The sequence below is a fragment of the Bradyrhizobium zhengyangense genome, from assembly GCF_022012555.1.
In the GTDB taxonomy this organism is placed as follows: Bacteria; Pseudomonadota; Alphaproteobacteria; order Rhizobiales; family Xanthobacteraceae; genus Bradyrhizobium; species Bradyrhizobium zhengyangense.
Genome location: NZ_JAKLTZ010000029.1, coordinates 19,654 through 41,219, shown reverse-complemented (window position 1 = coordinate 41,219; position 21,566 = coordinate 19,654). Strand labels below are relative to the sequence as shown.

Here is a 21,566-nt window from a genome sequence, read left to right as displayed (position 1 = left end):
AGCTTCAAATAGGTCCCGCGCTGGACTTGCGGCGAGATCTGCGACGCGGGACCTATTTGAACCCTCCAGTATTCCGAGATGATCTCGCCCACCATTCCGATTTGATGTCGCCCGGGGCGCGAGGCGTTCTGGCTGTCTGGTTTCTGGCATCGGCGAAGCCGCGTGGTCAATCTTGAATCGCGGCTCGACGGGCGGGTTTTTCTGTTGTTCCTGCTGTGGGCATGTGGGCAACGCTCTTGCGTTGTCCAAGCGTAGCGGCATGTCCACAGCGCCACAGGCTCAGGCCTTTCGGTCAGGTTTGCGGGTTCGCCGCATGCTTTCGCCGTTCAGATCGATCCGGTGGGCGTTATGGACCAGGCGGTCGAGGACGGCGTCGGCGTAGGTGGGATCACCAAACACAACAGAGTGCCCCTATTTTGGAACGGGTCGTGTCTCACGTCACGATCACTGACCCGCATCATTTTCTTTTTGGGCACCGGCTTGAGGTGCTGAAGGAGCGGTCGGGGGCGGTCCCGCCTACGTCGTTGTCGCGCTGCCGGACGGCCGGCCGCGGGCAGTTCGGATCGCGTCGACGGATCTTGTCGAGACGCCGATCACGCCTCGCCCGAACGCCGCCGATCTGCCGCGCATCAGTGCCCGTACGCTGATCCCATTGATGCAACATTTGAGCGCGAGTCTGAGCCTTCTCGACGAGAAGGTGATTCGCGATGACCCACCGACCGCTTCCAGGTCGCGTTGCGTATCGACCCCTGCCGATATTGGCAAATCCACCCCGCCGTCCGACGGCCGACATTCCGCGCCTGTGGCCGAATCTGTCGACCGCGACGCAAACCCAGATCGCTCAAATCCTCGCCACGCTGCTGCGGCGAATGCAAGCGGTTCCCGGCACGGCCGGAAGGAGACTGGGTCGTGCTGATCAGCTCGACCGTCGCTGACGAGCGGCTCACGACCGCACACCGAGCCAAGTTGGCCTACGTCTACGTGCGGCAGTCATCCGTGAACCAGGTGCGCCAGCACCAGGAGAGCACCGAGCTGCAGTACCGCCTCGTCGATCGGGCCATCGGTCTGGGCTGGCCGCCGGAGCGCGTCCAGGTCATTGACGAGGATCTGGGCAAGTCCGGAGCTGGCGCTGTGGATCGTCATGGTTTCCAGAAGCTCATTGCCGAGATCGGCCTTGGCAACGCCGGCCTTGTGGTGAGCCTCGACGCTTCTCGCTTGGCCCGTCGTCTGGCAGACCGCCACAACCAGCGAGCATCACGTACAACGGCGCGTTCATACCTACCGCAACTACATTGACATTGATCGGTTGCGGCGACGGATCGTCGAGTTGAATGCTGAACATAAAATGGATGCCGAGATCGCGGCAATCCTCAATCAGGAAGGCTTTGTCGCGGCCCGAGGCTGCGCTTTCAAAGGCGAGAACGTCCGGCTGTTGCGCACCCGCTGGGGCATTCCCACGGTCAAAATCAACGGCGTAGACAAGAATCCGATGCGCTGGCCCGACGGCAGCTTCTCGATTCAGGGCGCAGCGGCTGAGCTTGGAGTAACCCCGCAGACGGTATTCGACTATCTCGCGCGCGGAATGCTGGCAGGTCGTCAGTTAACCAAAGGCCAGCCATGGCAGATCGAGCTCTCAGACGAACAAATCAGTCAGCTTCGCAATCGAGTACAACACACCAAGCGTTCGAAGGAGGAGGCATCATGAAGTCATCGGCTCGCCGATCAGCGCGTGCCATTGATCGATCGGGAGCTGGCTGGTGACGATGGTGGAGCCGCGGCCGTAGCGGTCCTCGAGGATCTCCAGGAGGTCGTGGCGGGCCGCGGCGTCAAGCGGCTCGAGGCCCCAGTCGTCGTATGTGGACGGCCTCTGATGGCAAGCACAATTTGGCACTTCGAACGACTTGGACGGCTGCGATCGTATGTCCGGCGTTTAGCGCGGATCATATCTCCGCTGGCCCTGATGAAGTCCGACAACCAAGGGGTCACATCAAGGATGCGAGCTTTGAGGCTCACACGACTGGTCGGGTTTTCCTGGTTTTCGGTGGCGACCGTTGTCTTTCATCATGCCTTTCTTGCACTTACCAAGCTTATAACTCTTCGATGCGGCTGTCCGACACTCAAAGTTTGGCGAACATCTCGGTGCGGAAGCATTCTCCGGTTTTCATCATTGCCCAGATGATCCGAGCAAGCTTGTTGGCGAGGGCGACGGTCACAAGCCGCGCCGGCTTTTTTAGCCAAAAGCCCGACAATCCAGTCGCGCAAGCCGCCGCGGCGTTTTTCCACAACGTTTAGAAGCGATGTTGCTCCGAGAACGAGTAACTTCCTTATATATCGATTACCCGCCTTGGTGATGGTTCCGAGAGTTGGTTTACCCCCGCTTGAAATTTGCCTGGGCGTCAGACCCAGCCAGGCAGCAAAATCCCGTCCCGAATTGAATACGCTTGGGTCTGGTACACTGGCTGTAATTACCGAGGCAACAAGCTTGCCAACGCCGGAAATTTCTCCGAGCGAACGGCTCGTCTCGCTGAGCGCGTGAGCCTTGGCGATCTCCCTCTCCAAATCATCGAGTGCGCCTCCGAGCGCATCAATTTGCTGACCGAGAACCCTCGCGGCCAGGACAGCGGCGTCGGGAAGAGTCGCATCGCCTTCTGCGAGGCCTAAAGGCTCGTCGACGCGGCCGGTGCCCTTGGCGACGACAAGACCGAATTCGGCCAAATGGCCGCGTAGAGCGTTCACGCTCATCGTTCGCTGTTTGACCAGCAGCTCGCGCGTCTTGTGCCACATCAGGGTCGCTTGCTGATCAGCGCTCTTGATCGGCACAAAACGCATGGCAGGGCGCGAGACCGCTTCACAGATGGCTTCCGCATCGACGGCATCGTTCTTACCTCGCTTGACATAGGGTTTTGTGTAGGCCGGCGGCATCAGAGACACATCGTGTCCCATGGCCTTCAGTTCGCGCGCCCTATAGTGGGCTGAGCCGCAAGCCTCCATGCCAACGCGGCACGGCTCGATCCTCGAGAAGAACTCGCGCATCGTCCGGCGCGTCAGCTTGCGCTTTACGGCTGGTGCATCCTCACTAGACAGCGCATTAATCTGAAAATAGTTCTTGGCGAGATCAACGCCTATTCTAATAAACTTCATCTCGGACGGTCCCCCTTCTTTGTGGCGCTCTGGCGACCACGCCTTGGCACTATGATGCCGTTGAGGTGAGGCCGTCCACACCATCAAAGATGAGGAGATCGACGCGGCCAAGCGCGCGCAGCAGGCGGGAGTGGCGGCCGTCGCCGCGCGCCAAAGCGAGATCGCTAAACAGCCGTGGGACGCGCTGATAAAGCACGGAGCGATTGTCGCGGCAGGCCTTGTTGCCGAGCGCTGAGGCGAGCCAGCTCTTACCGACGCCGGAGGGCCCGCAGATCAAAAGGTGGCGTGGTCGTCGATCCATTGCCCTTCGACCAGCATCGTCAGCAGGCTGCGGTCGAGGCCGCGCGGGGTGCGATAGTCGATGTCCTCGACGCAGGCCTCCTGGCGCAGCTTGGCGTATTGCAGCCGCTTCGACAGCCGCTTGTCGCGTCGCAGCGACGCTTCGCGTTCGAGCAGGAGCGCGAGCCATTCGGCGTGGCCGAGGCTTGCGGCCTCGCCGCCGGCTTCGATGTCGGCGAAGGCGCCTTCGCCATGCCATGCAGGCCGAGCGTGTAGAGTTGATCGAGGGGCGGATGCGTGAGCAAGGCGTGATCTCCTAGTTGTAGTAGCGCGGCCCGCGGTTGTTGGGATGGAGGATCGGCGCGTCGTCCGCGGGCCGCTTGGGTGAAGGCCGCCGATCGAGATTGTTGGCGAGGATCGATTTGACTGAGCCGTAGGTGCGCGCCGATGTGCGAAAGCCCTGCTCGGGGTGCGTGCGTTCATCGAGGATCAGGTCGCACAGCGCGGCGGTGGCCGGCCCGATCGCGGCGGCCTCCTTGCGGATGCGCTCGATGGTCCAGCCGGCGTAGCGCCGATGACTGGACGCCATGTGTTCCGGCACGGTGGTGTGCTTGTGGTTGCCGCTCATGCGCTGATGCGCGGCGATCCGCTCGCCCTTGTGGAATATCTCCACGGTGCGGGCGGTGAAGCGCACCTCGACCTCGGCGCGGACGAAGCGATGCGGGACGCTGTAGTAATGCGCCTCGACCTCGACGTGGTAGTCGATGCTGGCCCGGCAGATCCGCCACTCGGCGAACACGTAAGGGCTCTCCGGCAAGACCCTGAGTGCCGGCCGGTCGATCTCCTCCAGCAGCTTGCGGCGGGTCACGCCGAGCCGCCGGATCGGTCGCTCCTCGTTGAGCCGGGTCATTAACTCGGCGATCGCCGCGTTGACCTCGGCGAGGCTGTGGAAGGTCCGATGGCGCAGCCGTCCGAGCAGCCAGCGCTCGACCATGAGGACCGCCTGCTCGACCTTGGCCTTGTCCCGTGGCCGCCGTGGGCCTGGCCGGCAGAATGGCGGTGCCGTATTGCGCCGCCATGTCGGCGTAGCTGCGGTTGATCTGCGGATCGTACAGGCAGGCCTTGATCACGGCGACCTTGGTGTTGTCCGGCACCAGCAGTGCCGGCACGCCGCCGATCGCCTCGAAGGCGCCGACGTGGCCATCGATCCAGTCGGCGAGCCCCTGCGTCCAGGTCGCCTGCGCGCAGGTGAAGCTCGATGCGCCGAGCACCGCGACGAAGATCTGCGCGGTGCGCCGCTCGCCGGTAAACCGGTCGATCACCACCGGCACGCCGTCGCCCGCATAATCGACGAACAGCTTGTCGCCGGCTGCATGCGACTGGCGCATCGTCGCCGACAGCCGGCCTTCCCAGGCCCGGTAGAGCTCGCAGAACCGCGAATAGCGATACCCGCCGGGTTCGCCCGCGATGTACTCCTCCCACAGGATCGACAGCGTCACGTGCGTGCGCCGGAGCTCGCGGTGCACCGCCGCCCAGTCCGGCTCCGCCTGCCGGCGATGGCCACGCCGGGTGCCGAGACCGGCTCCCGCGCTGGCGAACAACCGGGCTTCCAGCACAGCGTCGGTGATGCCGTCGGGCAATGGCCAGGTCAGCCCCGCCGCTTCAAACCGGCGGATCGTCAACCGCACCGTCGAAGGCACCGTCCCCAACCGCCGCGCAATCTCGCGGGTCGGCATCCCAGCCGACTTCAATCTGATCACATCGCGCACATGGCGCATCGCAAGCCTCTCCGTCGGCATCCAGGTCCCCCTTCGCAACGAAAGGCGGGACCGTATCGGAGCCAGAAGAGGCCTCGTCACCCCGGGTTCGCTCTTGCGATACCCCGGGCGACATCATCCCGGAATGGTGGGCGACATCAAGCGGAATCAGCAGCCGAACTCCTTGACCCATTTGCGCAGAACGTTCTCATGAACGTCCAGGTCGCGGCCGGCTTGTGCCACCGACACCCCGCGTTTCCGGACCAGCTTGACCGCCTAGATCTTGAACTTGCGACTAAACTTCCGTCTCTTCATCGCCCACCTCCGGCTTCATGAAACACCTAATCTCGGTGTCCATCAAACCGGCAGCAGCTCAGACTGAGGGAGCGTGCCACGCGCCGTCGGCGGCTTGGCAATGATGATTGTTTGGTGCAATTCACGCTTGATAGCGCCGTCAGGCAACAGCTTTGGCCAATGTCAACGGCGCGTCAGTCCTGCGAGCGCCGGCTCGGATGTACAGGTTGTCTTCCAATTGTCGCTGAAGTCAACCCACGCTGAGCTTGTCCATATGCTTAAATTGAACTCCGCGCGGCAAGGAGTCTCAAGAGTGCGCGATCACGTTCACCTTCTAATTCGGAAATCGATCTGCCATCCGCCTCTGCATGGACGCCAGCGACCAGACGGGTACAGACATCGGGAGTAAGCTGTGGCTGACCTAGCGTGGCCCATCGGCGTTCCTGGCTAGGCCCGAGATGTCGCAGGTAATGCTCAATTCCCCCAGGACCCCCACCAAGGTGGTAGGCCATATGTGCACCGACCACTGACCAGCGCAGCCCAGGTCCATGCACGAGCGCCGCGTCGACAGCGGCGACATCAGCAATATTCTCGGCGACTAAGTTGACCGCTTCACGCCAGAGTGCTGAAGCAAGCCGGTTGGCGATGTGCCCTACTACGTCGCGGGCTAAAAGAACTGGCTCGCGGCCGAGCCCGCGAAAGAACGACACAGCCGTCGTCCGAAGATCAGCATCGGCCCCATAAATCTCCACTAGCGGCATGATGTGTGGAGGATTGAAGGGATGAGCAGTAATGAATCGCGAGGTTCGTTTTAGGCTGGTGGCAAGCTGTGACCAAGTTAGAGAGGATGTACTGCTTGCGAGTACCGTATCGGGATGGGCTGCCGCCTCAACGCGGCCGTAGAGCTCTCCTTTTAACTCGAGCACTTCGGGTGCGTTTTCCTGAACCCAAAAGGCGTCGGAAACCGCCTGTTCCGGTGTCTCGACAAGGCGAAAGGAACCAAGGCCTGATTCAAGTTCCGAGGGACGAAAAACCTGCTTCTGACATCGAGAAATCGCTTCTTGCAACAGGGACTGCGATTTTGGCGCTGGATCCCAGCCGACGACGTCATAACCATAGGCAGTGAATAGCGCCGACCAGCTTTGGCCTATAAGCCCGCAGCCGAGAACCGCGATTGTGCCATTCATGTTGCGAGCCCCAGATCGATCGGCGTACTGCCGAGTAGCCCCAAACTATCTTCAAGCAGTTTAGCACCGGCCAATAACTGCCCGTCGGCTCGAGGGGGAGCGACCATTTGCAAGCCTACCGGAAGGCCGGAACTCGTGAAACCGCAGGGCAGAGACATCGCGGGGCAACAGACGAGGGTGATTGCAAAAGCGATGGCAACCCAATCCACGTAATTCTCAAATTGTCTGCCGTCGCACTCCATGACGTGGCTGTTGGCCACGGGGAAAGGCTCTACGATTGTTGCCGGCGTCAAGAGAAGATCGTACTTCTCGAAAAACTTAAGTACGCGCACCACCATGGCAACTCGCTGCTCCTCGGCGCGTTCGAGTTGCTCGATAGAAAGCTTCAGCCCTTCTTCGATGTTCCAAACGACGTCCGGCTTGAGCAGATCGCGATGGCTTCGAAGTAGAGCAGCTTTGCTAATAGCGAAATCGAATGCGCGGAGAACGTGGAAGCACTCTTGAGCTTCTCGAAGATCGGGGTGAGCTTCTTCGACGATTACACCAAGTTCGACGAAGCGCGCTGCAGCGCCGCGGGTAATTTCCACAATTTGAGGATCCACGGGTGTAATGCCCAGATCGGCCGAATAGGCAACCCGTCTTGGTCTCTTTGCCGTGCGCGTGGTCGTCAGGAACGATTCTGCGGGTGCCGGCAAGGACAGTGGATCGGCAGGATGCTCACCACTCATTGCGTCCAACAGGAGCGCAACGTCCTCGACATTGCGCGCCATTGGTCCGTGTATGCCGAGGTTGCGGTCGATTTTAGATTTGGGAGTTCGGGCCACTCGGCCCAAGCTCGGCCGAAGACCCACTACACCGCAAAAGCTCGCCGGATTTCGGAGTGAGCCCCCCATGTCAGAGCCATGCGCAACCCAAGCCATGCCGGCGGCGATCGCAACCGCGGCACCTCCGGACGAGCCAGCAGCAGAGCGAGCTGGATTCCACGGATTGAGCGTTGCTCCGAAGAGTTCATTGACCGTGTTGGCCCCCGCTCCGAACTCGGGGGTGTTCGATCTTGCATAAACAACACCACCATTCTGCTCGATGCGCTCGACCAAGATGTCCGACGTCTCAGCTATTTTGTTCCTGAAGATCGGGGAGCCCTGTGTGTTGCGAGTGCCGGCAACGTCAATCAGATCTTTGATGGGAACGGGAAGACCGGCCAGCAGCCCACGTGCGCCGGTAGGTCGCTCCATCAGCGTACGAGCATGTGTGCGCGCGCGATCAAAACAAAGGATGGGCAGCGCGTTAAGCTTGCCGTCGACTTGCCCGATCCGCTGCTCCAGCGCGTCCAGCAGCTCCAGGGGGCTTACTTCGCCATTCCGCAATTTTTCGACAACACTGCAGGCGGTCTGCCTGATCAATTCATGCACTTCAGAACCCCGTCTCTTGCCGTCGTCCCCTTAGTTGGCGATCGAGAGCAATGATCGCAAAAGTGTAGGCATTTTCGAAAGGCCGCTTCGACGACGCATAGAAAAGTCTCCAACTGGACGGCGAGCAGAACGCTGGGCGGCGCTTGACGCGCACGGCCCCGTCTGCCTACGAAAAATTATCTCTTAGCTTTTCCTCAGCCCCGCCTCGCCTGCCGTAGAGAACGTAGGACCACTTTGGGAGTAAATCCGCGAAGAATCCCGGCGTACGCGCATTTATCCTGCCAAATTCTGCGATGAGCGCAGGACTGCGGCCTCTAAGTGTAGTTGCGTGTGTGGAAGATGACCGCCAAACTATCAGGGCTTGTCGTCCTTGCGCTCTTTGGCGGTTCTCGCCTACAGAACCGCCCAGAACAGTGATGTCGGTTGCGCCGTGTCGAAAGTGGACGTGAGCTGAATAGGTGCAGCTCGATCGCTGGTCGGTTAACAGTGTGACGTCGCGAGACTTTCGAACAACTTGCCTTTACGCAGCAAAGGGACTCGTAACGTCGCTCATCTTCTCTACCGAATCGTATGCGAATGAGCACGCACCGTATCTTCCAAAATTTTCTCAATCTGCTGATCAACGCGAACCACGCTGATGGCTTTAGCGACGCCTTGGCGGTCACCGGACGCGCACTTGAGCTGCCATGTTTGGCTTATCTGGCCTGGCCGAAGAGACGGGGTGAGAACGCCCTCGTGATTTCCACGTATCCCGCCAATTGGGTTGCGCATTATGTGCGCAGTCACTATGAGCGCCTCGACCCCATTATCGAGCGTGCGCTGGAGACCACGGAGCCCTTTAGCTGGGACCACAGGGAACCTCATAGATTGATTTCTCGGGCGCAGCGAAGCTTGCTCGACGAAGCTGCTCAGTGTGGGATCCGATTGGGATTCACCGTTCCAATCCACAACGGCGCCTCCATGGCCGCCTTGACGTTTGCCACCGACCAGAATGACCGAGCATTTCAATTGAGCATAGAGCGCCGCTCGGAGGTCCTCCAGTTCATGGCCATTTCTTTCGACCGGCGCGTGCGGCAAAAGCTTTCTCATGAACTGATGATCGCTAACGTTGAACTCTCACGTCGCGAAATGGAGTGCCTCGACTGGGTCGCAAAGGGCAAGACCACATGGGAGATTGGGCAGATCCTGCAGATATCGCCAAATACCGTGAAGTCCTATTTGAATAATGCAAAGAACAAGCTGGGCGTGAGGACATTGGCCGAAGCGACTTCACGACTTGGCGCTGCTAAGGCAGTTAGGCAAGATTAGGGCCGCGCCGCCCCTCTAGTTGTACGTGGTGCCATTTGCACCCGGCTCTCCCATATAGTCGAAATCCGGACAGGAGGGGTCATGATTCAACTGATTGCCGAACCATTTCACGGCGCGTTCTCCCAAACGCTAGCGGCCATGCACAGGCTGCGGCATCGCGTCTTCAAGCAAAGATTAGATTGGAGCGTTCACAGTTCCGGCGAGATGGAGACCGACGAGTTTGACGCGCTAGGTCCGGTATATCTCGTCCAAACGTCGGTCGAGGGACTGGTGCAGGGGTCGGTTCGCCTTTTGCCGACAACCGGCCCGACGATGATCCGCGACACCTTTTCTGTGCTCCTGGGAAAGTGCCCTGCCCCATCGGATCCTCATGTGTGGGAGAGCAGCCGCTTTGCAGTTGATCTTCCTTCAGATGCTCCGAAGGCGGCACACGGGCTTGCGAGGGCAACTTACGAACTCTTCGCGGGCATGATTGAGTTTGGTCTGTCTCGACAGCTCACGAGCATCGTCACAGTCACCGACGTCCGGATGGAGCGAATTCTGAGGCGCGCAGGATGGCCGCTTCGCCGGATTGCATCGCCTTGTGAAATTGGAAACACGCTTGCTGTCGCCGGCCACCTGGAAATCACGCTCAATGCTTTGGACAGGATACGTGCGGCCGGTGGACTCGCCGGCCCAGTTCTCTGGACTCCAGTCCTGTCGCACGCCGCCTGACTGCCGGCTCGCTGCCCGCAGAACTCATCCGACTTAAATCGCCGCACCTTGATTTGTAAATGCCTCCAATCGACCACCTTGCCTGTCAGACACAGCGACCAATATCCAATCCAATAAGTTTACAACATCTGCGCGTTGCTGTGACAGTCAATGAAGCGGGCAGCATTCGGAGCGCAGCCAGGGTGCTGGGTGTCGAACACTCGGCCATCAGTCGGGCGATCGGACGATTGGAATGCCTGGTTGGTACCCGCTTGTTCGAGCGATCGAGATACGGGATGAATCCAACAGCCTCTGGTACGACATTCCTGAGGACGGCAAAGCTTATCATCGAGCAGGTCGATTCATTATCGAAGGCGACAGTCTTGACCCTGTCCAAGCGGGCGGATCACCTGGCTATCGGCTTCTGCCCATTCGTCTCCGCAGGACGAATAACACCTGCGATCGCCGAGTTTCAAAGCCGTTATCCGGAAATCAAGGTCGCCGTCCTTGAACGCGTCATGCCGGAACTCCTGATCGCGCTTCAGACGGGCTCGCTCGATATCGCCATCGCGCCAGACGGTCTATCTTCCATGCTGCTCACGGCGGCCTTTCCCCTATGGCGTGAAGGTATTCTCATCGCACTCGCCAAGAATGATGAGTTAGCTCAGAACGAGTCGGTCTCCTGCGCCGATCTGCACAGTCGAACCGTTCTCGTCAGCCGCGATGATCCCGCAAGAGAAGTCGAAGACCTTCTGGTCTGCAAACTGGCGGCTCATGGAAACGGGGCCTTAATCGAAGCCTGCGACGTGAGCCGCAGCAAGCTGACCAGTCTCGTCAGCATTGGCCGCGGCGTCACGCCGTTATTGGCATCCGAAGCTCACGCCGGATTCCCAGGGGTGGTGTATCGCGAACTGCACGACGCAAGGGGACCCAGTCGGATCACAATGTCAGCTCATGTCAGAACCGGCGATGAAAGATCTGTTGTCGCCCACTTCCTAGCCCTTCTGAGAGAATGTTATTCTTCAGGAGGGGAAGAGCGGGCTTGACGTTTTGATTTCGCAAAAGCCCGGTCTGTCGCCATGAAGCGCGCCAACATCGGGCCAATGAGCTTGGCAGGTTCGACGGCCTGTCCGGTTTGCTTCGCCAGCACATCGGCATAGACGTGCAAATCCCGGTGAACATGGGCCGCGAGTTCGACCGTCATTTTGACAGGCCGATCGTCCACAAGCGCTGCAATCTTCAATTTAGGCATGCGGCTAGCCTCTATAAGGTTCAAGAATGAGATCACGGTTGACCAGGACGCGGACCGGGTAACCCGGGCGTATCGTCAAGGTCGGCTGGATATTGAGGCTACGGCGGACCACTTGTTGGCCGGCCTGGTTCAGCGAATCTGATGCACCGCGCCTGAGGGCACCAATGATTGCGCTGTTGCTATTGCTCGCATCGGAACCTGCACCCGCTTCCGAGCCAACAGCCAGGAAGGTCGACAGCGCCGCCGCCTTGAACAGCTCACCCCAATGGTTGTCAACCTGATCTTCAAGGCCGGCATAGCCTTGCGTGTCTGTCCCCGGTTGGCGCTCCAAGACGACCGAGCGGCCGTTCGGCATGATCAACCGGGTCCAAACGAGCAGCACGCGGCTCTGGCCGAAGCTCACCTGACTGTCATAGATGCCAGTCAGTCTGGCGCCCTGGGGGATGAGGAGAAAGCGCCCGGTGGGCGTATCATAAACATTCTCGCTTACCTGAGCTGTGATCATTCCAGGCAGATCGGAGCGAATGCCGGTGATCAGGGCCCCGGCGATAACCGATCCGGCCTGCACCACGTAAGGTGATGGCGCCTTCACGAGGCGGTCTGGACTGGTCGTTCGTCGATCGGTGGCCGCATTTACGAAGGCGAGCTTCCGGTCCTGAGCGTTTTGCAGTGACCCATCCTCGCTGCTGGGGATCAGGGAGGGAGCATTGGCGCCACCTGCTTGGGCTCCGCTCGACGCTGCCGTGTCCCTCACATTGGTAGAGGCGAACAGTCGGCTTACACGAGCCGCCTCTTGTTCCTGGTCACGGCGTTGCTGTTCCTGGTCGGCCGCAGCGCCTGGCGCGGCGATCTGGCCTTTGGCGGCCAGGATTGGTCTGCCGAGATCGCCGGGAAGAGGTGGACCAAGCTGGGGGACAGGAGGGGTGACCTTCGAGTAGTCCGGCGGCAACGCTGTGACGCTCTCAGCAACATTGTGACGCTCAGCCAGATAGAGCTCCTCGGAAGCGGCCTCACGCGGCCGTTGTTTCTGGAGCGCCCACGTCGCCGCCGCGGCGACCAGCGCCAGGCAGAGCGCGGATCCGGTCAGCAGCACCTTGCGAGACAAGCGGGTGACGCTCGGGTATTCGGGCCGGAGCCGAAACCCATCCTCGAGCTCACCTGTCTCCTGTTCGCCGTCCGGGGAGGTCTCATCTTCGCGGTGTTCTTCCGTCATGACGAAAACCTCCCGTCGGTGCGGACGATCCTAACCTTTTGTTGATGTTCTCCACCAAGCCGCAGTTCGGCAGCCGCAAACAGGCGGTCGACGATCAGGACGCTGCCAAAGGTGCGATAATTGACGATTTCGCTCTTACCGTCAGGCCCGAGCACAAACAGCGGCGGCATTTCGCCTTGGACGATACCTTGCGAGAACTCGATGTAGACTTTTCGGCCGTCGTCGTAGGCTGCAAGGGGGCGCCACGGCGGATTGTCCCCCTCGATCGCATACCGAAAGCGCCGTTGTGCAAGCTCTGGGAGCAGCGGAACAGGAGTCAATTGCTGCCGCTTGATCCGATCTTGCGGATAGTACCACGCGACCGATGGCATGTAGGGCTTCTCGCGCGAGCGGAGCTCGAGGAGATAGGTGCGCCGATCAGTATTGATCACGAGGTTGGTTTCGATGGAGGCGCGCGTCGGCTTGACCAGCACGTGCACCCTGCGCTCCTCGCCGCTGCCGCTTTCGGTGTCGCCGATGACCCATCGCACGGTGTCGCCGGCTGCGAGCGGGCCGGAGCCGGTCAACTGCTCCCCCTCCTCAAGAGCAATGTCGGTGATCTGTCCCGGCGCGGCATAGACCTGATAGAGCGCGCCCGGGCTATAGCTGTAGATCTGTGCGGCGTTGAAATAGCCTCTCCGCCTCGGCTCGACGCGCGCCGCACTGTTGGCGATTTCGATCCGGTTGACCGGCTCGACATCCTCCTTGGTGCCCGGCTTGCCGCCAAGCGACGGCTTCCAGGATGGAGGCACATGCAGGGGACGCGGACGATCATCCGCCGGCGCTGCCGCCACAGGCAGCGGCGGCACATCTGTGTCATAGCTGATTTCGGGTGGAATGAAGGTCGAGCAGCCGCTGAGCATGCAGCCAAGCATGACGGCTGCGGAAGTGATGCCCCTCTTCATTGGCGCTGTCCTGAACTCGCAAGGATATACTTTCACTGCCCCAACTCCTTGGACCAATTGATCGAATTCACATAGATTCCGAGAGGATTTTTGCGCAGCCGATCGGCATCACGCGGCGTTCGGATGACGATGCTCAGGATGGCTGTCCATCGCTCGGTCGAGGCGAGCGAGCCGTTCTCGTAAGCGCGCTGAATCCATGCGACACGAAAGCTGTCGGGCGAGGCCCGTATGACGCTGGAGACTTCCACCGAGATCTGCGCCTTGCCGAGCCCGGCGAATGGGTCGTTTGCCCTGGCATATTCATTGAGTGCGACGGCCCCGCGATCGGTCGTGAAGTCGTAGGCCCGGAGCCAATTCTGCCGCAGCACGATGGCATCGGATGGCAGGGCGCGCACATCTTCGATGAACCGCGCCAGGTGCCAGGCAATTTGTGGATCCGTCGGGTCGTAGTCGGAACTTGCAGGCGAGACCCGCTGAGCTTGACCGAGCCGGTCGACCTCGACGATCCACGGCGTTATCGTTCCTTGTGTCGATTGCCAGATCAGCCCGCCGGCAAGGCTGCAAGACAGAGCAAGGCAGCCGAACGCCATCAAGCGCCAGTTCTTCGCCTGCAGGCGGGCCGAGCCGATGCGCTCGTCCCAGACTTGACCTGCCTTCTGATAAGGGGTGAGTGCCGCCGGCGCGCGGCCATAATGCGTTGCTGATCTCTTAAACATTGAACTTCCCCTGAGTATCCCTGATCCATCGTAGCGAGCCGGCAGCAGACGGCGTTTTGCTCATGTCGGCTGCTCGATGCGGATCACGCGCGCGAACACGCACAAGCACCGTACGATGTGGCAGCTTCTGCACCGCCGGCGGCGAATGCTGCGACTGAGTCCCCTTACTTCCGGGAGCTGCGCCGGATTGCGCGGCAAAAGAACCGAGCCCAATCCTGCCTTCGCACCCGCGACACCGAGAAGAAGGGGCCGTTGGCGCAGCGACGTGTCGGACGGGATCTGGCCATGGATCGCTTGCCAGATCAGAGCTGGCGTCAGCGTCAAGGACAGAATGCGAGAGGCTTGAATGACGCATTGACGACCCAGCCGACGCACTGCAGAGGACCCACGAGAACAGCTGATCATCGGAACAGGCCGAGCGGAGTTCGACGGCCATGCGCCGTTCTCGGAAATCCCTCTCATCGGCGCTCTTCCTGGGAGAGATCGACCGAGCTGCCGCTGCCACCGGGATCGCCGGATTTGACTGCATGAACTGCCGCCGATACCCCCCGATCAAGGCCCTGACCTTGCTTGATGCGCTGAGCCCAAGTGGGGCTACCGCTCGCGGTCTGAGCTGAAGTGCTCGTCGATTGACCGCCTCCGCCAACCGTCGAGGCCATCCTGCGAAGTGGACTTGCTGCTGCAGAGGCGGCCGCATTTGCGACGCCCGTGAGGCCGCCACTGCGATATGCCGCTGCGGTGCCCGTGACAGCGCTTGCGCCCATCCTGCCGGCGCCCACGAGCGCTCCGCCGGCGAGACCTGCCGCACCTGCAGCAAGCCCGGCTGTCGCCACCGCGGCGCCGCCTGCGGCAAGTGCTGTACCGACCGCAGATCCTGCGCCGAGTTGCGGCCCACCGGAGACCAGCCCGCTTGCGATGCTCGGTCCGAAGATCCCCAACGCCAACAGCGAGAGCGCCGCAAGAACCAATGTCATGGCATCTTCGATGGTCGGTTGGGCGCCGTTGAAGCCCGACGTAAATTGCGAAAACAGTGTTGAGCCGATGCCGACAATCACAGCCAGCACCAGCACCTTGATGCCTGATGAGACCACGTTGCCGAGGACGCGCTCTGCCGCAAAGGCGGTCTTGCCGAACAGGCCGAAGGGAATCAGCACAAATCCGGCCAATGTAGTGAGTTTGAACTCGATCAGTGTCACGAAAAGCTGAACGGCCAGAATGAAGAAGGCAAGAAGCACGATTGCCCAGGCAAACAACAGAACCACGATCTGGACGAAGTTCTCGAAAAAGCTGATGTAGCCAATCAGGCTGGAGATCGAGTCCAGGAGCGGACGGCCTGCATCGAGGCCCACCTGCGCGATCTTGCCCGGCCGCACGAAATCGCCGGCCGACAAGCTGGTGCCGGAGGCCTTCAGCCCAAGGCCCGCAAAGCTCTCGAAGACGATACGGGCGAGACTGTTCCAATTTCCGATCAGGTAAGCAAAAACCCCGACGAAGAGCGTCTTCTTGACCAGCCGCGCGATGATGTCGTCGTCCGCGCCCCAGCTCCAGAACAACGCTGCAAGCGTGATGTCGATCGCAGCGAGGGTCGTTGCGAGGTAACCGACCTCCCCGCCCACGAGACCAAAGCCGCTGTCGATGTAGCGTGTAAAAGTCTCCAGGAATTGGTCGATGATGCCCGTGCCGGTCATTGGTCGCCCCCTACCGCAGGACGGGCTAGATAGCCTTGAGGCAATCGGCTCTGATCCTTTGCTTCCAAAGCCTCTTCCGCCGAAGAGCCAACTGACGAACCCTTCGAGTCCGTCTTCTGCCCAAGGAAGCTCCGGCGGCTTTCTGCCCAGACCTTCCGGCAAGTCTCATAGGCATCAGTTTGCGTGGATGTCACGGCACGGCAACGGATCAGGTCAGCCTCGTGCACACTCGGTATTTGGGCGGTCATCGGCTGGTGTTCGAGCTCACCCGCATGATTCTGCAGCGTGAGCGTGCATGCGATGATCGCCACTATGCCGCCAAAGACGGTGATTGCGATCGACACCGCCTTGATAGTTTTCGGATCCCTCATCAGTGAAACATCTGTACGTTGGAGGATTGATAGCCGGGCCCAGGAGTCAGAAAGCGCTGCAGCTGTTCGCGGCCCTGGTCTTGGGCCGCTGCGCGTTGGGCTGCTTCGAGAGCCTGTGCCCGGCCGTGGGCCGCGACGGTCGCGGTGAGATCGGCGAGCTGTTGGGCCTGAAGAGCGAGGAGCTGATTACCGGCCTGGGTTGCCTGGAGCGCGCCGCTGGCGCTCTGGCTCGAGCTCACCAGGGCGGACAGCTGAATGCGATTGGTGTCGAGGTTGCCCACAACGCCGGCTTGGAGGCGAAGAGCGTCCTGAAGCGCTCCGACGGAGTTCTGCCAGCGCGCCTGCGCTCCCGCAAACAGCGCGGCATCGGACTGGCTGCTTGTTGCCGGCGCATAGCTTGTGGCAAAGGCGTGGTCGATCTGTTGGACGTCGTAGGCGATGTGCTGCGCCTGACCAAGGAGCTGCTGGGTGCGCTGGATGGAGGTCTGAAGCTGCAGAAGCGAAGAATAGGGCAGGCTCGCCAGGTTTTTTGCCTGGTTGATCAGCATCTGCGCTTCGTTTTGCAGCGAGGTGATCTGGTTGCTGATCTGCTGCAGCTCGCGAGCGGCGGTCAACACGTTCTGAACGTAATTGTTGGGATCGAACACAATCCACTGGGCACGCGCTGTGCCGCTAGAAAAAGCCGATGCAACAAGGATCGTGATGGCGAAACGCAAGCGTCGAAGGCTCATCGTGATGACTCCAGATTTTTCAGATTCGGGATGAGGTCGATAGCCCAGCTTGCTCCGCGGTGCTCAAGCCAGACCGCTAGAAACCCCTCGGCGCCGTGCTCGGCGACCAGGTGCTCGATTGCGAGTTGATCGGACTTGGCTGATGCGGCTGTAAAGGCGAGTGCGACCTCGCCGAGGCCAAGCTCGAACATGCGGTTGCCTCGGCGAGACTGGCAATAATAGTCGCGCTTCGGCGTTGCCCTGCTCAGGAGTTCGATTTGGCGATCATTGAGCCCGAACCGGCGATAGATGGCTGTGATCTGCGGCTCGATCGCGCGCTCGTTTGGCAAGAGCAGCCGCGTCGGGCAGCTCTCGATGATTGCGGGGGCGATTGCCGAGCCGTCGATGTCGGAAAGGGACTGGGTGGCAAACACCACCGAGGCGTTCTTTTTTCGGAGCGTCTTCAGCCACTCCCGCAACTGTCCTGCGAAATCGGCATCATCGAGCGCTAGCCACCCCTCGTCGACGATGATCAATGTAGGCCTGCCGTCGAGCCGGTCACCGATCCGGTGAAAAAGATAAGCGAGTACGGCCGGCGCAGCCCCCGTTCCGATCAGTCCTTCGGTCTCAAATGCCTGGACTGAGGCTTCCCCAAGCCGCTCGAATTCTGCATCCAGCAGCCGCCCATAGGGCCCACCCAGACAATAGGGCTGGAGAGCGCGCTTGAGGACGTTCGACTGCAGAAGGACAGAAAGCCCGGTTAGCGTCCGCTCGGGTACCGGTGCCGAGGCAAGCGAGGTCAGGGCCGACCACAGATGGTCCTTGCCTTCTGGAGAAAGATCGACCTTCTCTCGTGTAAGAAGAGCGGCCACCCAGTCAGTCGCCCAGGCCCGTTCGGCGGGATTGTCGATCCAGGCCAGCGGCTGCAATGCGATCGGTGCGCCATCATCGGCCGACAACGCGCCACCAAGGTCGTGCCAATCGCCGCCCATGGCGATCGCGGCCGCCCGGATCGAGCCGCCAAAATCGAACGCGAACACCTGCGAGCCGGGATAGCGGCGGAACTGAAGGGCCATCAACGCGAGCAGAACCGATTTGCCGGCGCCGGTCGGTCCCACAACAAGAGTATGCCCGACGTCGCCAACGTGAAGGGAGAAGCGGAATGGCGTCGAGCCTTCCGTCTTGCCAAAGAGCAGCGGCGGCGCGTTGAAGTGCTGGTCCCTCGCCTCGCCTGCCCAGACGGCAGAGAGAGGAATCATGTGCGCGAGATTCAAGGTGGAGATCGGAGGCTGCCGAACATTGGCGTAGACATGGCCGGGGAGGCTGCCGAGCCACGCCTCGACGGCATTGACCGTCTCGACCATGCAGGTGAAATCGCGACCCTGAATGACCTTTTCCACTTGGCGTAGCTTTTCGTCGGCCGCCCTTGCATTCAGATCCCAAACGATGACAGTGGCGGTGACAAAGGCCTCTCCGATCTCGTCGGATCCAAGTTCCTGGAGCGCGGCGTCCGCGTCCATCGCCTTGTTGTGCGCATCGGTATCCAGCAGCGAGGATGCTTCGTTCGTCATCACCTCCTTCAGGATCGCGGCAATAGACTTCCGCTTGGCGAACCACTGCCGGCGAATTCGGGTTAGCAGCCTTGTGGCTTCTAGCTTGTCGAGCATGATGGCTCGGCTCGACCAGCGATAGGAGAAGGCAAGCCGATTGAGGTCATCAAGAATCCCAGGGGTCGTGGCGGTCGGGAAGCCGACGATCGTGAGCACCCGCAAATGCGCCGCTCCCAGCATCGGCTCCAGCCCTCCCGAGAGCGGCTGATCCGCCAGCAGAGCGTCCAGGTACATCGGGATCTCCGGGACGCGGACACGATGGCGCTTTGTCGAGATCGTCGCGTGAAGATAGGTCAGTGTTTCGCTGTCATCGAGCCAGCGGCATTCGGGCATGAAGCCTTCGATCAACTGCAGGAGGCGCGCCGTCCGATCAACGAAGCCAGCCAGCACCTGCCGCGCATCGGCATCTTCGTTGCGAGCGCAGCCCTCATAGAGAAGCCGCTCGGCCCTTGCGGCATCTTCCGGCGGCGGAAGATAAAGGAGCGTAAGATAGTAGCTCGACTCGTAGTGGACGCCCTCCTCCTCGAACTGGGCCTTGCGCTCGGCGTCAACGAGCGCGGAGGCGACGTCCGGGAACATGCTCGGCGGGTATGCTCCCGCGGAGTGACGCTGGGCTTCGACGAAGACCGCCCAGCCCGAGCCAAGGCGGCGCAGCGCATTGTTGAGCCGGCCGGCGACTGCGACGAGCTCCGCCGGTACCGCGCTGTCGAGATCGGGCCCGCGAAATTTGGCCGTGCGTTGGAACGAGCCATCCTTGTTCAGGACAATGCCCTCATCGACCAACGCGGCCCAGGGAAGGAAGTCCGCAAGGCGGGTGTTCGACTTGCGATATTCGGCAAGATTCAACATGGGAAAGGTTCCTAAAGATCGAAATGAGCGGGAATTCGCAGGTGGCGGTGTACGACCTCGACGAAAGCGGGATCGCGCTTTGCGGCCCATACAGCTGCGGCGTGGCCGAGCGCCCAGAGCAGCAGGCCCGCGATCCACAGGCGCAATCCCAATCCAAGTGCCGCTGCGAGCGTGCCATTGACGATCGCAACAGCTCTCGGCGCTCCGCCCATCAGGATCGGTTCGGTCAATGCGCGATGCACCGGCACGAGGAAGCCTGCGACGCCCTCCTGCATCAGATCACCACGCCGCCGCCAAACGAGAAGAACGACAGGAAGAAACTCGAAGCCGCAAAGGCAATCGACAGGCCGAAGACGATCTGGATCAGCCGGCGAAAGCCGCCGGACGAATCGCCGAAGGCCAGCGTCAAGCCTGTGACCACGATGATGATGACCGCGATGATCTTGGCGACAGGCCCCTCGACCGATTGCAGAATCTGGTTGAGCGGCTGCTCCCAGGGCATGTTGGAGCCGGCGGCCATGACGGGGGTAGCGGTCGTGGTCATGGCAATCAAGGCCAGGGTGAAAGCTTGCGAAGTCTGGAGGCGATGGTTCACTTGAGATCTCCTGCTGGTGAAAGACTGTAGTCGCCGCCCGCACTGATGCCCTCGACGCGGGCGAGCTCGGCAAGGCGGCGATCGGCGCCGCGCCCCGAAAGGACGGCGATGACATTGATGGTCTCGGCAATGAGCGCGCGCGGGACGGTGACGACCGCCTCCTGGATGAGCTGCTCCAGGCGACGTAGCGCCCCGAGCGCAGAACCTGCGTGGATCGTGCCGATGCCGCCGGGATGCCCCGTGCCCCAGGCCTTGAGGAGATCGAGCGCCTCCGCGCCTCGGACCTCACCGATTGGAATTCGATCCGGCCGCAGCCGAAGTGAAGAGCGCACGAGGTCAGACAGCGAGACCACGCCGTCCTTGGTTCGCAGAGACACGAGGTTTGCTGCCAGGCATTGCAGCTCCCTGGTATCTTCGATCAGAACGACCCGGTCGGAGGTCTTGGCAACCTCCACCAGCAGCGCATTGGTCAGCGTGGTCTTGCCTGTCGACGTGCCGCCCGCGACGAGGATGTTCTGTCGCCCGGCAACGGCGTCCCGCAGCATCGCGGCTTGACCGGCGCGCATGATCCCGGCGGCGACGTAATCGTCGAGCGTAAAGACAGCGACCGCTGGCTTTCGGATCGCAAAGGTCGGCCGAGCCACGACCGGCGGCAACAATCCCTCGAACCGCTCTCCGGTTTCCGGCAGCTCGGCCGAGATCCGGGGAGCAGCTCCATGGACCTCTGCACCGACATGATGCGCGACCAGCCGAATGATGCGCTCCCCGTCCGCAGGTGACAGCTGCTGGCCGGTATCCTCCAAACCGCCGGACAGGCGGTCGATCCAGAGCCGCCCATCGGGATTGAGCATCACTTCGATGACGGCATCGTCTTCGAGATAGCGCGCGACCGCAGGCCCGAGCGCGCTGCGCAGCATGCGCGCGCCGCGCGAGATCGCCTCCGCTTGAGCCGACTGGATTATCACGAGAGCCCCATTCGCTTGAGAGCGCCCCCCACGAGCGCCTCAGATGGGGACGATTAGAAAAACCACGATGGAAGATGACGCAACAACGTGGCTCGTCGGATCGTAGGCTAGCGTAGAAAGAGAAACATTGGCGCAAAGCCTCAACAACCGATGTCAGTTGCTGTCTCCGTCCGCCGGCTGCCGAACGATATCTTCGGGAATCTCGCGCAGAAAACTCTGCCCCTTTTGCAGGCGACGGCCGAGCGTCTCGACAAAACCCTCGAAGCGCTCACGCCCCTTGGCTTGGGCGGCAGCCTGGGCGTCGGAGGGAAGCGGGGGCGTGACTGTCAACCAGAACCGCACGAACAGAGCCAGAGTTTCAGCGGTAAGTCCGAGGTCGCGTTCGAGGCGTTGCATTTGGCGCGATATCCTGTCGAGACGACGCGAAAAGGCGGCTTCCCGCCGGTCCGAGCCATCTGGGGACAGGAACGAGCTGACTGCCGCCTCGACGATTGCAGAGCGTGAGATGTTTTTTCGATCGGCAAGTTCCGTGATCTGTGCCAACAGCTCTGGAGGGAAGTAGACGTTCATGCGGTTGCGCAT

At 61.1% G+C, this 21,566-nt stretch carries 19 protein-coding genes and 6 pseudogenes; 5 read left to right on the top strand and 20 right to left on the bottom strand.

The annotated features are described in order from the left end of the window. Positions 1–279: 279 nt before the first annotated feature. Positions 280–399, bottom strand: a pseudogene (locus L6639_RS40645) (ATP-binding protein); the annotation flags it as partial. Positions 400–909: 510 nt separating this feature from the next. Between L6639_RS40645 and L6639_RS40640 the strand changes: the two are divergent. Beyond that, a complete protein-coding gene (locus L6639_RS40640) occupies positions 910–1,296 on the top strand; it encodes a recombinase family protein (RefSeq protein WP_128929831.1) in 387 nt (128 codons plus the stop codon). A 49-nt stretch (positions 1,297–1,345) separates the two neighbouring features. After that, positions 1,346–1,705, top strand: coding sequence for a hypothetical protein (locus L6639_RS40635; RefSeq protein WP_128929830.1), 360 nt, complete (start codon positions 1,346–1,348; stop codon positions 1,703–1,705). A gap of 6 nt (positions 1,706–1,711) precedes the next feature. Here the strand turns inward: L6639_RS40635 and L6639_RS40630 are convergent. The 7 genes and pseudogenes from L6639_RS40630 to L6639_RS40600 form a co-directional block, all read right to left on the bottom strand. After that, a pseudogene (locus L6639_RS40630) lies at positions 1,712–1,852 on the bottom strand (ATP-binding protein); the annotation flags it as partial. A 265-nt stretch (positions 1,853–2,117) separates the two neighbouring features. After that, positions 2,118–3,141 (bottom strand): annotated as a pseudogene (locus tag L6639_RS40625) (IS110 family RNA-guided transposase). Between the two features lie 82 nt (positions 3,142–3,223). After that, positions 3,224–3,725, bottom strand: a pseudogene (locus L6639_RS40620) (ATP-binding protein); the annotation flags it as partial. Between the two features lie 11 nt (positions 3,726–3,736). Continuing rightward, positions 3,737–5,198, bottom strand: a pseudogene (istA, locus tag L6639_RS40615) (IS21 family transposase). Positions 5,199–5,357: 159 nt separating this feature from the next. Further along, positions 5,358–5,492 (bottom strand): annotated as a pseudogene (locus tag L6639_RS40610) (transposase); the annotation flags it as partial. 257 nt (positions 5,493–5,749) lie between these two features. After that, positions 5,750–6,658, bottom strand: coding sequence for a 3-hydroxyacyl-CoA dehydrogenase NAD-binding domain-containing protein (locus L6639_RS40605; protein WP_128929829.1), 909 nt, complete (start codon positions 6,656–6,658; stop codon positions 5,750–5,752). Next, a complete protein-coding gene (locus tag L6639_RS40600) occupies positions 6,655–8,070 on the bottom strand; it encodes an amidase (protein ID WP_128955110.1) in 1,416 nt (471 codons plus the stop codon). Before L6639_RS40600 ends, L6639_RS40605 begins: the two co-directional genes overlap by 4 nt. A 576-nt stretch (positions 8,071–8,646) precedes the next feature. Here L6639_RS40600 and L6639_RS40595 point away from each other — a divergent pair. The 3 genes from L6639_RS40595 to L6639_RS40585 all read left to right on the top strand — a co-directional run bounded on the left by L6639_RS40595 (position 8,647) and on the right by L6639_RS40585 (position 11,117). Next, the gene (locus L6639_RS40595) at positions 8,647–9,378 is read left to right on the top strand and encodes a LuxR family transcriptional regulator (RefSeq protein WP_128929827.1); all 732 of its coding nucleotides are present in this window, start codon (positions 8,647–8,649) and stop codon (positions 9,376–9,378) included. Positions 9,379–9,459: 81 nt separating this feature from the next. Next, complete coding sequence (locus L6639_RS40590) at positions 9,460–10,092, top strand: acyl-homoserine-lactone synthase (RefSeq protein WP_128929826.1); 633 nt, start codon at positions 9,460–9,462, stop codon at positions 10,090–10,092. A gap of 59 nt (positions 10,093–10,151) precedes the next feature. Then, positions 10,152–11,117, top strand: a complete 966-nt coding sequence (locus tag L6639_RS40585; RefSeq protein WP_128929825.1) for a LysR family transcriptional regulator — start codon at positions 10,152–10,154, stop codon at positions 11,115–11,117. Here the strand turns inward: L6639_RS40585 and L6639_RS40580 are convergent. The 12 genes from L6639_RS40580 to L6639_RS40525 form a co-directional block, all read right to left on the bottom strand. Then, positions 11,087–11,323, bottom strand: coding sequence for a DUF2274 domain-containing protein (locus L6639_RS40580; protein WP_128929824.1), 237 nt, complete (start codon positions 11,321–11,323; stop codon positions 11,087–11,089). The two genes, L6639_RS40585 and L6639_RS40580, sit on opposite strands and share 31 nt — an antisense overlap. Positions 11,324–11,327: 4 nt before the next feature. Further along, on the bottom strand, positions 11,328–12,536 hold the full coding sequence (locus L6639_RS40575) for a TraB/TrbI/VirB10 family type IV secretion system protein (RefSeq protein ID WP_128929823.1): 1,209 nt from the start codon (positions 12,534–12,536) through the stop codon (positions 11,328–11,330). Continuing rightward, entirely contained in the window at positions 12,533–13,480 is a 948-nt protein-coding gene (trbG, locus tag L6639_RS40570) for a P-type conjugative transfer protein TrbG (protein WP_128929822.1), read from the bottom strand. The genes L6639_RS40575 and trbG overlap by 4 nt, the downstream gene beginning before the upstream one ends. Before the next feature lie 32 nt (positions 13,481–13,512). Further along, entirely contained in the window at positions 13,513–14,196 is a 684-nt protein-coding gene (gene trbF / locus L6639_RS40565; RefSeq protein ID WP_128929821.1) for a conjugal transfer protein TrbF, read from the bottom strand. A gap of 458 nt (positions 14,197–14,654) precedes the next feature. Further along, positions 14,655–15,884: a P-type conjugative transfer protein TrbL gene (gene trbL, locus L6639_RS40560; RefSeq protein ID WP_128929820.1), complete on the bottom strand. Its 1,230-nt coding sequence runs from the start codon at positions 15,882–15,884 to the stop codon at positions 14,655–14,657. Next, positions 15,881–16,255, bottom strand: coding sequence for a putative entry exclusion protein TrbK-alt (gene trbK-alt / locus L6639_RS40555; protein WP_128955109.1), 375 nt, complete (start codon positions 16,253–16,255; stop codon positions 15,881–15,883). The genes trbL and trbK-alt overlap by 4 nt, the downstream gene beginning before the upstream one ends. Continuing rightward, a complete protein-coding gene (trbJ, locus tag L6639_RS40550) occupies positions 16,255–16,986 on the bottom strand; it encodes a P-type conjugative transfer protein TrbJ (protein WP_128929818.1) in 732 nt (243 codons plus the stop codon). Before trbJ ends, trbK-alt begins: the two co-directional genes overlap by 1 nt. Then, on the bottom strand, positions 16,983–19,424 hold the full coding sequence (gene trbE, locus L6639_RS40545) for a conjugal transfer protein TrbE (protein WP_128929817.1): 2,442 nt from the start codon (positions 19,422–19,424) through the stop codon (positions 16,983–16,985). The genes trbJ and trbE overlap by 4 nt, the downstream gene beginning before the upstream one ends. An 11-nt stretch (positions 19,425–19,435) precedes the next feature. Beyond that, positions 19,436–19,699 carry a VirB3 family type IV secretion system protein gene (locus L6639_RS40540; RefSeq protein WP_128929816.1) on the bottom strand — a complete coding sequence of 88 codons (264 nt, stop codon included), beginning with the start codon at positions 19,697–19,699 and terminating at the stop codon, positions 19,436–19,438. Continuing rightward, a complete protein-coding gene (locus L6639_RS40535; RefSeq protein WP_232995658.1) occupies positions 19,699–19,968 on the bottom strand; it encodes a TrbC/VirB2 family type IV secretion system protein in 270 nt (89 codons plus the stop codon). Before L6639_RS40535 ends, L6639_RS40540 begins: the two co-directional genes overlap by 1 nt. A 47-nt stretch (positions 19,969–20,015) precedes the next feature. Next, positions 20,016–20,936 (bottom strand): P-type conjugative transfer ATPase TrbB, encoded by a 921-nt coding sequence (trbB, locus tag L6639_RS40530; protein ID WP_128930183.1) that lies wholly within the window; start codon positions 20,934–20,936, stop codon positions 20,016–20,018. Positions 20,937–21,137: 201 nt separating this feature from the next. Next, entirely contained in the window at positions 21,138–21,566 is a 429-nt protein-coding gene (locus L6639_RS40525; RefSeq protein ID WP_128929814.1) for a ribbon-helix-helix domain-containing protein, read from the bottom strand.

Bases quoted from the DNA above. Each gene is read 5' to 3' on its own strand.
- trbE (WP_128929817.1), bottom strand. From the start codon at position 19,424: ATGTTGAATCTTGCCGAATATCGCAAGTCGAACACCCGCCTTGCGGAC.
- trbG (WP_128929822.1), bottom strand. From the start codon at position 13,480: ATGAAGAGGGGCATCACTTCCGCAGCCGTCATGCTTGGCTGCATGCTC.
- L6639_RS40580 (WP_128929824.1), bottom strand. From the start codon at position 11,323: ATGCCTAAATTGAAGATTGCAGCGCTTGTGGACGATCGGCCTGTCAAA.
- trbK-alt (WP_128955109.1), bottom strand. From the start codon at position 16,255: ATGAGGGATCCGAAAACTATCAAGGCGGTGTCGATCGCAATCACCGTC.
- L6639_RS40635 (WP_128929830.1), top strand. From the start codon at position 1,346: ATGGATGCCGAGATCGCGGCAATCCTCAATCAGGAAGGCTTTGTCGCG.
- L6639_RS40590 (WP_128929826.1), top strand. From the start codon at position 9,460: ATGATTCAACTGATTGCCGAACCATTTCACGGCGCGTTCTCCCAAACG.
- trbB (WP_128930183.1), bottom strand. From the start codon at position 20,936: ATGCTGCGCAGCGCGCTCGGGCCTGCGGTCGCGCGCTATCTCGAAGAC.
- L6639_RS40605 (WP_128929829.1), bottom strand. From the start codon at position 6,658: ATGAATGGCACAATCGCGGTTCTCGGCTGCGGGCTTATAGGCCAAAGC.
- L6639_RS40595 (WP_128929827.1), top strand. From the start codon at position 8,647: ATGAGCACGCACCGTATCTTCCAAAATTTTCTCAATCTGCTGATCAAC.
- L6639_RS40585 (WP_128929825.1), top strand. From the start codon at position 10,152: ATGCCTCCAATCGACCACCTTGCCTGTCAGACACAGCGACCAATATCC.
- trbF (WP_128929821.1), bottom strand. From the start codon at position 14,196: ATGTTTAAGAGATCAGCAACGCATTATGGCCGCGCGCCGGCGGCACTC.
- trbL (WP_128929820.1), bottom strand. From the start codon at position 15,884: ATGACCGGCACGGGCATCATCGACCAATTCCTGGAGACTTTTACACGC.
- trbJ (WP_128929818.1), bottom strand. From the start codon at position 16,986: ATGAGCCTTCGACGCTTGCGTTTCGCCATCACGATCCTTGTTGCATCG.
- L6639_RS40535 (WP_232995658.1), bottom strand. From the start codon at position 19,968: ATGACCACGACCGCTACCCCCGTCATGGCCGCCGGCTCCAACATGCCC.
- L6639_RS40525 (WP_128929814.1), bottom strand. From the start codon at position 21,566: ATGCGCAACCGCATGAACGTCTACTTCCCTCCAGAGCTGTTGGCACAG.
- L6639_RS40540 (WP_128929816.1), bottom strand. From the start codon at position 19,699: ATGCAGGAGGGCGTCGCAGGCTTCCTCGTGCCGGTGCATCGCGCATTG.
- L6639_RS40575 (WP_128929823.1), bottom strand. From the start codon at position 12,536: ATGACGGAAGAACACCGCGAAGATGAGACCTCCCCGGACGGCGAACAG.